We start from the raw sequence: 11,116 nt of genomic DNA, 5'->3' as shown, positions 1-11,116 counted from the left end.
AATAATCAGGGTCATAATTTCGCTTGGATTCATACGTCCTTTACGACGTCTCTTTCGGCTTCCATCTTCAATTAAAGTTTGTTCCCATTGAGGAAAAATAGTTTGCAAAAATCATCGACATTACAAAACGTTTCAACTAAATTATCCATGCCTGTTCCTTTTTGTGTCTAATTTTTATCGTCAAAAGATCGGATCTTGGAACTGGCAATTAGTTCCATAAATATCTAAATTTTTATCCCGAGCTAAGGTTAATTAAAAATAATCTATTTGTAATACACTGACAGAGAGGTTCATTAATTATTTCAGAGTCTAAGTTTGTTTATTAGAAAAAGGTAATTATCATGTGCCAATAATAGCTGTTACTGCAAGTACCTCTGTTGATATTGATAGCTTATGTAAAGAGGCGGGTATGGATGATGTTATGCTAAAGCCTTTTGATTTTGATGATTTAATTTCTAAGTTGGTTCATTATTTTTAATCCTTTGCTCACTTTGTCGTATTTATTTTATAAATCAAATAAAAAAAGCCAACCTAACTAGGTTGGCTAAAGCATTAACTATTTATGCTAAAAGGGAATATATTACACTAGGGAGTAATCGTTCCAGGGAATAAAGCTATCATAGCAAGTATTAACTGAACTCAAACTTAACCAAATTCAGATACAATCAATTAGCGGCGATTTTTTCTGGCTCTTGAGCGGCGAGCGAGTTTTTCTTGTGCTTTTGCTTCAAGTTGTGCTTCTTTTTTAGCTCTAAGTTCTGCAACCATGACTTCTTCTTCGTCACGCATGACTGGTGTTTCCATGGTTACTCGGCCAATGATGCCATCACGTAATTCATTGATTAAGATCTCTGACATTTTATGGGTGTCAACTTGATTTCCTGAGCGAATACAGCCACGTTTTTTACCTGCCATTTCAACAAATTCCCAATCATTTTCAGGCAAATTTTCAATTTTATAACGTTTCGTTAGTAGCTCTGGATAAGCTAATAATAAATATTCTGCAGTATAACTGGCAACTTCTTCATAATCATGGGCTGTATCTTTTATTGCACCTGTTGCAGCTAAGCGAAAGCCTGAGTTTTCATTTTCGACTTTAGGCCATAGCATTCCAGGTGTATCGTATAGCATGATACCTTCGTCAATTTTAATGCGCTGTTGTGCTTTGGTTACTGCAGGTTCATTGCCTGTTTTAGCAACTATTCTACCAGCTAGTGTATTTATTAATGTTGATTTTCCAACATTTGGTATACCCATAATCATGGCTTTTATTTGTTTATCATTACCCACTTTTAATGGCACTAATTTTTTACATAAATCTGTTATGCGCTTTACTTCATTGGCCTTATTGGTATCTAACGCTAAAGATTTAACGCCACTTTCTTGTTCTAAATAGCTCATCCACTGAGTTGTTAGCTTAGGGTCTGCCAAATCTGCTTTATTTAAAATTTTGATCACTGGTTTATCACCGCGTAACTCACTGATCATTGGGTTTTCACTGCTGTAAGGAATACGTGCATCCAGTACTTCAATGATCACATCCATTTGTGGCATGATCTCTTTTATCTCATTGCGAGCCTTATTCATATGCCCTGGGAACCACTGGATAGCCATTTATTTTCTCCTCACTTTAAAATCAGTACGCATTTTAACTGGCGTTGATGCCTTGAGTCATCATAAATACTGTATACTTGCGCAAATTTTTGACAATTTCATTTATAAAGGTAATTGAAGTGGCACTTAAAGCAACAATTCTCAAAGTAAAATTATCCCTAAGCGATATGGATAGACATGTTTATCAAGATTTCAGCTTTACTGTGGCGCAACACCCATCTGAAACCGACCAACGATTAATGATACGTATTTTAGCTTTTGCTTTAAATGCGTGTGAGGGGTTAGAGTTTACAAAAGGCTTATGTGAAGAAGATGAGCCAGAACTGTGGCATGTTAATTACTCTGAAGAAATAGAGCTTTGGATTGATTTAGGCTTACCAGATGAAAAGCGTGTTAAAAAAGCTTGTAATCGAGCCAAAAAAGTACGTTTATATACTTATGGTGAAGGTGCTCAAGAGACTTGGTGGCAAAAAAATTCACAAAAATTAAATAAAATGAATGTATTAGAAGTATTCAGTTTGCCATTTGAAGCAACGCAACAGTTAGCAACTATGATCAGCCGTGGCATGCAATTATCGGTAACAATTCAAGATGGTCAAGTATGGTTTTCTGATGAAAGTCATAGTATTTTAATCGAATCTACACAATTAAAATAAAGGTTTGTCATAAATTAATAAGTCATTAATGCCACTTATTCAGTTTTGATTCAGTGCAGATCCGCTTTTATGTATATAAGAAAACATAAAAGTGGAATAGCACAATGCGTATATTTAGTTTATTTATAGCACTGGTATTTAGTTTCTCTTTAGCTGCACAAACTAAAGCCACCCCAAATTTTAAAGTTCAACAAGTACAAAATAGTTTTAAAAAAGTAGCGTTAACTAAAAAGTTGAATATAAATCATGATGATTCAATTTGGTTTTATGATACTAAAACAATTTTGTTCCAAGATTTAGATCAAGATGGCTACTTTCAAAACCTTAAATTAAGTATTGATATCGATACGCAGTATGAAGCGTTAGATGTGTATGTTGATATTACTTTTATTAATCAAAATGGTCTAGCTGAACTCGTATATACTTCAGATCTATTCACTTTAACGGGGGACTCTGAAAATGATGAGCAAGAGCTTGATTTCCAATTTTTTGACGAGTGGCCAAGTAATTATTATCAAATACATATTAGGGTAAAGGATGCTTATTCTTCGGAGGTTTTAGCTCAATCAAGTCAATATGATTTTCCAGCTTTACAAAACTTACCCCTAGAGGGAAAATTATTTGATCAAGATAATGTTTTGTCAGTTTACTCTGTTGCCATTCAATATCATCAAGATGCCGATAATGATCAGTTCTATGAGAGTTTTACTTTAGCAATTGATGCAGACACAAGTTATGGTTCACAAAATGTTATTGCAGATATCTTTATTGATGGTCAGTTATTTTATACCAGTAACGCTTTTACTATTTATGCTGATTCAGCAGCAGACAAGCAGTATTTCGATGTTAGTTTACAATCTGGTTTTGTAACAGGTAATTATGACTTAGAAGTGATTTTACGTGAAGCCGAGTTTGGATATGAATTACATTATCTCAATGCGCAAACTTGGGTTAATTTAGGGCTGGTATCATTAGAGTCTCAAGAATATGTTCAAACCCTCTACGTTGAAGATACTTATGTAGAGGTTGAGCACAGCTCTGGTTCAATGTTCTATATATTAATTGCCTTAACAGGTTTATGTTTTTATCGTCGTAAAATTAATTAGGGCTTTAACAATTTAAGGGTGACACGTATTTGATCACCTCCTAAACTTTAATTGATTATTTATAAGGATAACTAAAATTAAGTTGAATATTCAAAAAACAGTAAAACATGAGGTTGATAAGGCTTCAGAAATACAAGTGATTGTATTGCATGGTCTGTATATGTCTGGATTTGTGATGAAGCCTTTATGTCACCGCCTTGCAAAATCGGGCGTGAATATACTCAATCTAACTTATAAAAGCACAGAGCCTGATAGCAAAAAAATATTTAGTCAGTTAGATGAATTTATAGCGGATAGACCGACCGTATTAGTATGCCATTCGCTAGGAGGCTTAATTGCCAGAGCCTATTTAGAACATAATTCCAAAAATGCGCAATTTATTACTAAAGTGATCACGCTTGGCACACCGCATAAAGGCAGTAGTATTGCAAAACAAATGCACGATAAAGGTTTAGATAAATTATTGAAAAATAGTGTTGAATATTTATTATCTTCCAATAATGACTGGCCTTTTAAAGCTAAGTTATACAGTATTGCGGGTGATTTACCGCTAGGCTTAATGCCTATACTTGAACGTGGAAGCCAATCTGACGGGACGGTTTTATTAGATGAAACTAAACTAACGGGTATGGCTGAACATAAGGTTTTTCATTTAAGCCATACCAGTTTAATTTATTCCCGTCAGGTGGTGAGTTATATCCAAGGCGTATTATTTTCAGAATAAATCCAGTAAAAACTCGGTCAAGTAAGTTAATATTTATTTAGTTGAGTTACTATGAAAAACATTTTACTACATCAAAAAGCCATATTTACTTTATTATTAACCTCATTCATTTTAATGGGGTTAAGTACATACCTAATTGGCGAACACAAATCTATCAGCTTTACTTTGAATTTTTATGGCGTTTCAGGCTTATTTTCTAATACCGTATTTGTTTTGTTTGCTACGATAGCTTTTCTACTTTGTGCAGCTTTATCTTTTGGGGGTCTTAATAAACAAAAAGTAGCTAAAGGGTTTGGATACTTATTAGTTTTTATAAGCTTAGTACCTTTATTTACCTTGTTCAGTGAAAAAGTATGGATCTCTTCTTTAGGTGGTTTTCCGGCAATTGGATCAGGGCAAGGAATTATTAAGTACTTTGCATTATTTTCAATAGGTTGTTACTTCATTAAACCTGAATTTTTATCTAACCGACAGCTAATCTGGCTTAACTTTTTTCCTGTTGCTTTAGTATATATTTGGATTGGTGGTATGAAATTCACTTTAGTCGAAGCGCAAGGTATTGAGGCTTTGGTTAAAAGCTCCTTTTTAATGTCTTGGTTATATAATTTCTTTGATGTGCAAATGACATCAAACTTAATTGGCTTCTATGATTTAGTTATCACTTTAGTATTGGCTATTAGCATGTATACAAAGCGTTACCTTATTATTGCATTACTACTGGCAAGTACGGTCTTTATAGTGACTCAAAGTTTTTTATTTACTTTTAGTGGCTCTCTATCTGTGAATACGCTTTTAACTGGTACAGGGCAGTTTATCATTAAAGATCTGTGGTTTATTGTAAATTTAGTTGTTATTCATCAATTAACCATTCAATTTCAAGATGTAAAATAACATTTTATTTAATGGCTTTAATCAATCATAATTACAGCCACGATATATCGCGTATTGGAAGAAATAAAGTGGCTCATGCAATTAAACAATTTTTAGCTGATTCAGAATTACTCTTAAATGCTGTAGGTGAAGGTATATACGGCTTTGATCTTGAAGGCAATGCTGTATTTGTAAATCCTGCTGCTGAAAGAATGACAGGATGGCAAGCAAAACATCTATTAGGTAAAAATATACATAAATATCATCATCATAGCCATGCTGATGGCAGTGAGTATCCTGCTGAACAATGCCAAATTTATAATACAATGCGTGATGGGATAGAAAGAAAAGTAACAAGTGAAGTCTTTTGGCGTAAAGACGGGAGTCATTTTCCGGTGGAGTACACTTCAACTCCGGTATTTAAGCAAGGAAAGTTAATTGGCGCTGTGGCTGTATTTCGTGATGTAAGCCAGCAAAAAGAAACAGATCAGGCATTACGAGAAGCACTTAAGACAGTGCAAAAGTTGACTGAAAAACTCCAAGCAGAAAATACTTACCTAAAAGACGAAATAAATGAAAATTGGGCTAATTCAGGATTAGTTGGCACCAGTCCTTTATTTATACAAATGCTTAAGCAAATCAAACTTGTTAGTAAAACCGATAGCACAGTTTTGATTTTAGGTGAAAATGGCACAGGAAAAGAAGTGGTTGCGCGTAATTTGCATCAATTGGGTCATCGTTGTAATTCACCTTTGGTTAAAGTTAATTGTGCTGCTTTCACTGCTACTTTGTTAGAATCTGAATTATTTGGCCATGAAAAAGGTGCATTTACAGGAGCGAATGAAAGGCGTAAAGGGCGGTTTGAGCTCGCTGATAGAGGGACGTTGTTTTTAGATGAAATAGGGGAGTTAACACTTGAAGCGCAAAGTACATTACTAAGAGTATTACAAGAACAAGAGTTTGAACGTGTTGGTGGAAATAAAACTATCAAAGTTGATATAAGAGTGATAGCTGCAACAAATAGAGACTTATTAAAAATGGTAGAGCAAGGTAAGTTTCGTATGGATTTATATTACAGATTAAATGTATTTCCAATCGAAGTACCATCACTTCGTCAACGTATTGAAGATATGCCTGCATTATGTCAAAACATTTTAAAGCGTTTAAATCACAAGTTAAATAAACAAGTTGAGGGTATTAGTAATCGTAGCTTAGAAAAGCTGATGCGCTATAACTGGCCTGGTAATATTCGAGAGTTACAGAATATTCTTGAAAGAGAAATGATTTTATCAAACACTAGAATTTTAAATATTACACAAAACTTTAATTTTAATTCAAATTTATCAAACATGACAAAAGAGCCATTATCGACAATTGAAAAACGTTACATTTTAGAAGTTTTAAATGATTGTCATTGGCGAATTGGTGGGGAGTCTGGAGCAGCTAAGTTACTTGGTATGCCTGATAGCACCTTAAGGTCACGTATGAAAAAGTTATGCATTTCTCGAAATTAACATGAAAGCCACGATATATCGCTCATCTGTTATATATCGCGGCTTTGATTTTATCTATAAAAAATAAAAGATATTAAATTCAATTGGTTATTGTTTTTTATGTTTGGTCTGATTCTTGTTATAGCTGAATGAATCCGTCATTGAGTTGTAGCAAAAATGAAATTTGATATTAAAGAAGAAGACATGATCATCAAGCCCTATAAAACCGAAGGGCCTATCTATGTTAGAGAACAAAAAGGTTATTTTCAAAATATACGTCGTTTAATGAGTTGGGCACTGATGCTTGCTTTTATTGTAGTGCCCTTTATTCAGTATAATGGTCAGCAAGCTGTATTATTTGATGTTGCGAATCAACAGTTTCGTATTTTTTCGGTCACATTTTGGCCACAAGATTTTATGTTGCTAGCATGGATATTTATGGCTGGGGCATTTGCACTATTCTTTGTAACAACTTGGTTGGGTAGAGTCTGGTGTGGTTATATTTGTCCACAAACAGTGTGGACTTTAGCCTATATTTGGGTGGAGCATAAAATTGAAGGTAAACGAAATCAGCGCATAAAGCTTGATAAAATGCCTTGGTCTGCAAGTAAAATTCAAAAAAAGCTATTAAAACACAGTATTTGGTTATTAATGTCGTTATTAACCGCAACTACTTTTATGTCTTATTTTATTCCTGCAATTGATTTATATACGGATATGGTGCTTTTTCAATGGTCTGGCATCGTTGGTTTTTGGGTGTTTTTATTTGCTTTATGTACATATGGTAATGCAGGTTGGTTACGTGAAAAAATGTGTATATATATGTGCCCATATTCTCGGTTTCAGGCTGTGATGTTTGATAAAGATACTTTATTAGTTGCTTATGATAAAACGCGAGGTGAATCTAGAGGTCGCCGTAAACGTAAAGATGATCCTAAATCTCTAGGCTTAGGTGATTGTGTTGATTGTAATTTATGTGTTGAAGTATGTCCTGCAGGTATAGATATACGTAATGGGTTGCAGTATGAATGTATAAACTGTGCTCTTTGTATTGATGCGTGTGATGAAACTATGGATAAATTTGGTTATGAAAAAGGGTTAATCAAATACACCAGCGAACATGCTATGTCAGGTAAGAAAATTAGTAAGTTTAGACTTAAGCTTTTGGGTTACGGTATATTTACAGTGATCATTTTTATTGTAATGGGTATTTGGGCCTTCAATCGTATACCGTTAGAAACTTCTATTCTAAGAGATCGAAATGCTCTTTATAGAGTGAATTATGAAGGCTTAGTTGAAAATTCTTATACACTGAGGATGATAAATAAAACTCAGACTGCAATGCATTATAATATCTCAGTTTCTGGTATTGAAACTGTAAAATTAAAGGCGCCTCAAAAGCTATTAATTGAACCTGGAGTTATGAAACAAATAGCTGTCACACTTATAGCTGATGGCTATGATTTAAAGAAAAAAATCACCAATGTCACTTTTACCATTCAAGCTATGGAAGAGCCTGATATTAAGCTTGAAAAAACCTCTCGCTTTTATCGAAATTAACTTCTAAGACAGTAACTTTCATCCGTAGTAATAGCCCATTTATACTTTGTATGGTGGGCTATTTTTGTTGGAATTAATATTAAAACGAGATAGATATATTTGTATGCAAAGTTTATTTTTGTTTATATTTACCAGATAAATAACCGTGGAATTAAGGAGAAGTTATTTTGAAAAAATATATTTGGTTGTTTAATGTAGTATTAACCGCATTTTTTACACAGCTCAATGCACATGAAAAGTATAGTGATGGTCCATATTTAATAAATGGTAAAGATGCGTTAATGGAGTATCAAATAACAGATAATCAGCTAACTATATCTGAATATAGCGAAGCTTTACTTATACCTCAAAAATTTAATATTGATGGAAAAGATAACTATACCAAGGTAGAGAAAATAGCTGCGATTAGTGATGTTCACGGACAAGTTGGAATTTTTTCTCAATTACTTGAAAAGAATGGAGTGATTGATGCTCTGCATAATTGGAGTTGGGGTAAAGGACATTTAGTGATCACGGGTGATATTTTTGATCGGGGTGACACAGTAACAGAAGCTTTATGGTTAGTTTATAAATTAGAGCAACAGGCATTAAAAGCGGGTGGTAAGTTACATTATTTATTAGGGAATCATGAGTACATGGTACTCAGAGGTGACGATCGTTATTTACATAATAAATATATAAAAACATTAAACTTAGTAAATAGAGATTTAAAATCCTTGTTTTCAATTAATACTGTGCTTGGCCGTTGGTTACGTAGTAAGGCAACTGTGATTAAAATTAATGATTTTGTATTTTTACATGGTGGTATCCATCAAGATTTTTTGGATTTAAATTTAAGCTTAGAGCAAACAAATGAGCAATTTAGACAAAGCATAGGTTTGAGCAAAGAAGACATAAAACAAAATGATATTTTTAATATATTACAAGGAGCAACAGGACCAGTTTGGTACCGTGGATTTTTTACTGATACAAACCTTAATCAAGTGGACATTGAAAAAATATTAAAGCAGATCAAAGCCAAACATATTATTGTTGGTCATACATCGATGGATCAACTTGAAACACGTTTTGATAATCGTATTTTGGCAATAGATTCGTCAATAAAAAATGCAGAAAAAGGCGAACTACTTATATGGCGTAAAAAACAATTTATGCGTGGAAACATGCAAGGGGTGCAAACAAGGTTATTTTAATAGCCAAGAAATACTGCTAGGCTAACCCTTTATTATTGATAGTGATTTGAGCAGTATGGAACCAAAAGAATTTAAAGAACTTCATCTATCAACCGAAGAAACCAGAGAGATCATTACACCTTATGCATTTAAAATTAATAAGGCATTGTTAGGGTTGCCATTAGCAAGTCCTAATCGACGAGGTATTGCTATTTTAATCGATGTTTTTTTTATTTTTGTAGCTGCAAAACTCAGTGCTGCTTTGATCTCGGTTGTGGCTGCCTTGGCTTTTTATAGAGGGATGAATGACAAATATCTACCACAAACAAAATCTTGGTTACGTAAGTTATTAAAATTTATATCTGCGTTTGTATTATTTATTGCTATTTCCTCATTACTTGCTGAATCGATAGATTACTTCGATACAAATGACGGACTGATTAAAATTTCTACTGAGACAGAACTTACAGATAAGCAAAAGAAAGATATACAAATTTACTTAAAAGCCACTAAAGCAAAAGAATGTGAAATCAAATGTCAGCAACTGGCTTTAGATAAATTAAAAAACAAACATCCAGATATTTTTGATGATGGTTTTTTTGAAAATGATATTACAGGTGTCACAGAACCTAAAATTGTCAGATCTATTCTTTGGGGAATATATGAAGGTGTAAAAGCGGATGAAAAAAAAGAAAATATAACATCAACAAAAAAAGCATTGAACTCTCCTTTGGAAACGGATCATAGTTTAGTGGAATGGCTTAAGGTACTAGTAACTGATTTAGGGTTAGGTTTTGGCTGGGCTGCTGTATATTTCACTTTATTTACTTTACTCTGGCGGGGGCAAACTTTAGGTAAAAAAATGATGGGCATACGCGTTATCACACTCTCAGGTGAGTATTTAAATGCTTGGGATGCTTTTGGGCGTTATGGTGGTTATGGTGCTGGTTTTGCAACTGGTTTATTGGGTTTCATGCAAATTTATTGGGATCCAAATAGGCAGGCTATTCAAGATAAAATTAGTGCAACTGTTGTGATCAAAGGAGATTTACCAAAAAATGATGAAACAAATATTAAAAGTGACTAATGATGAGGCTTGCTAAATACATAGGGCGGGGGAACTGTTCTTGTGATTTTCTTGCTCTACATATCGTAAATTAAAGATTATTAAGCAAGGTAAAATAAAGTGCAAAATTTAATATGATGCGACTAGCAAAATATATAGGGCACAGTGGGTATTGTTCTCGTAAACAAGCATCTCGACATATTGATAATGGAGATGTATTGGTTAATGGGCAAGCTGCAAATCATATTGATCATGTAAATGAACAAGATGATATTACAATTTTAGGGCAAAAAATCACTGTAGATATAAATCGCGTTTATTATGCTTATCACAAACCTGTTGGCGTAGATTGTAAACTGAATATTGATGATCCTGCCAGTTTGCTTCATCATCTCCCTAAGGTTCAGCGTGTTTACCCTATAGGCCGTTTAGATAAAGACTCCAGAGGTCTACTAATTTTAACGAATGATGGTGAGTTTTGTAATCAAATGACGCATCCAGATTTTGAACATGAAAAAGAATATGAGGTAAAGGTTCAACTAAAACCTTAAGGATCCCCACAAATTTTTGAAGTGATGCCTGTGATCTGTTAAATATACTTTCGCCAAAAAACAAACCTAACAGATACAGACATCAAATGACATTATCCACACTAAATATGATAGATCCAATTAAATTTGATAAACGAATTAAACAGTCATTAATGGAAGCTGTTGATGCAGTTAAACATGGCGCAAGACTGAGTTTAACTTCTATCGGTAGAGCGTTAGCACAGTCAAATAGCTCAATTGAAAAATACGGTATTAAACGCATTGACAGGTTACTGGGTAACCAAACACTACATCAAAATAGAAT

10 protein-coding genes and 3 pseudogenes are annotated in these 11,116 nt (G+C 33.7%); 11 read left to right on the top strand and 2 right to left on the bottom strand.

The features are described from left to right. A pseudogene (locus tag BM088_RS27835) lies at positions 1-149 on the bottom strand (IS982 family transposase); the annotation flags it as partial. A gap of 194 nt (positions 150-343) precedes the next feature. Between BM088_RS27835 and BM088_RS26340 the strand changes: the two are divergent. Then, positions 344-478 carry a response regulator gene (locus BM088_RS26340; protein WP_091991838.1) on the top strand — a complete coding sequence of 45 codons (135 nt, stop codon included), beginning with the start codon at positions 344-346 and terminating at the stop codon, positions 476-478. 191 nt (positions 479-669) lie between these two features. On the opposite strand, the gene ylqF is transcribed toward BM088_RS26340, so the two are convergent. Beyond that, positions 670-1,614 (bottom strand): ribosome biogenesis GTPase YlqF, encoded by a 945-nt coding sequence (gene ylqF / locus BM088_RS26335; protein ID WP_091991836.1) that lies wholly within the window; start codon positions 1,612-1,614, stop codon positions 670-672. Positions 1,615-1,733: 119 nt separating this feature from the next. On the opposite strand from ylqF, the gene BM088_RS26330 reads away from it, so the two are divergent. The 10 genes and pseudogenes from BM088_RS26330 to BM088_RS26285 form a co-directional block, all read left to right on the top strand. Next, the gene (locus BM088_RS26330) at positions 1,734-2,270 is read left to right on the top strand and encodes a YaeQ family protein (RefSeq protein ID WP_091991834.1); all 537 of its coding nucleotides are present in this window, start codon (positions 1,734-1,736) and stop codon (positions 2,268-2,270) included. 104 nt (positions 2,271-2,374) lie between these two features. Next, positions 2,375-3,376, top strand: a complete 1,002-nt coding sequence (locus BM088_RS26325) for a choice-of-anchor H family protein (protein ID WP_091991832.1) — start codon at positions 2,375-2,377, stop codon at positions 3,374-3,376. An 88-nt stretch (positions 3,377-3,464) separates the two neighbouring features. Further along, the gene (locus BM088_RS26320; RefSeq protein WP_425439341.1) at positions 3,465-4,100 is read left to right on the top strand and encodes an esterase/lipase family protein; all 636 of its coding nucleotides are present in this window, start codon (positions 3,465-3,467) and stop codon (positions 4,098-4,100) included. A gap of 51 nt (positions 4,101-4,151) precedes the next feature. Further along, positions 4,152-4,991, top strand: coding sequence for a DUF417 family protein (locus BM088_RS26315; protein WP_177208192.1), 840 nt, complete (start codon positions 4,152-4,154; stop codon positions 4,989-4,991). A 68-nt stretch (positions 4,992-5,059) separates the two neighbouring features. Next, entirely contained in the window at positions 5,060-6,484 is a 1,425-nt protein-coding gene (locus BM088_RS26310; RefSeq protein WP_245763939.1) for a sigma-54 interaction domain-containing protein, read from the top strand. Positions 6,485-6,640: 156 nt separating this feature from the next. After that, entirely contained in the window at positions 6,641-8,023 is a 1,383-nt protein-coding gene (gene ccoG / locus BM088_RS26305) for a cytochrome c oxidase accessory protein CcoG (RefSeq protein ID WP_091991828.1), read from the top strand. A gap of 167 nt (positions 8,024-8,190) precedes the next feature. After that, positions 8,191-9,216 (top strand): metallophosphoesterase, encoded by a 1,026-nt coding sequence (locus BM088_RS26300; protein ID WP_245763938.1) that lies wholly within the window; start codon positions 8,191-8,193, stop codon positions 9,214-9,216. Positions 9,217-9,271: 55 nt separating this feature from the next. Continuing rightward, positions 9,272-10,282 carry an RDD family protein gene (locus BM088_RS26295; RefSeq protein WP_091991826.1) on the top strand — a complete coding sequence of 337 codons (1,011 nt, stop codon included), beginning with the start codon at positions 9,272-9,274 and terminating at the stop codon, positions 10,280-10,282. A 113-nt stretch (positions 10,283-10,395) separates the two neighbouring features. Continuing rightward, a pseudogene (locus tag BM088_RS26290) lies at positions 10,396-10,797 on the top strand (pseudouridine synthase); the annotation flags it as partial. 101 nt (positions 10,798-10,898) lie between these two features. Next, positions 10,899-11,116, top strand: a pseudogene (locus BM088_RS26285) (hypothetical protein); the annotation flags it as partial.

Source organism: Pseudoalteromonas denitrificans DSM 6059 (assembly GCF_900112265.1).
Taxonomy (GTDB): Bacteria; Pseudomonadota; Gammaproteobacteria; order Enterobacterales; family Alteromonadaceae; genus Pseudoalteromonas; species Pseudoalteromonas denitrificans.
The sequence above is the reverse complement of the archived record's forward strand: the minus strand, read 5'-3'. Positions and strand labels throughout refer to the sequence as shown.

Coding starts and splice junctions, on each gene's coding strand:
- BM088_RS26325 (WP_091991832.1), top strand. CDS start 2,375: ATGCGTATATTTAGTTTATTTATAGCACTGGTATTTAGTTTCTCTTTA.
- BM088_RS26295 (WP_091991826.1), top strand. CDS start 9,272: ATGGAACCAAAAGAATTTAAAGAACTTCATCTATCAACCGAAGAAACC.
- BM088_RS26315 (WP_177208192.1), top strand. CDS start 4,152: ATGAAAAACATTTTACTACATCAAAAAGCCATATTTACTTTATTATTA.
- ccoG (WP_091991828.1), top strand. CDS start 6,641: ATGAAATTTGATATTAAAGAAGAAGACATGATCATCAAGCCCTATAAA.
- ylqF (WP_091991836.1), bottom strand. CDS start 1,614: ATGGCTATCCAGTGGTTCCCAGGGCATATGAATAAGGCTCGCAATGAG.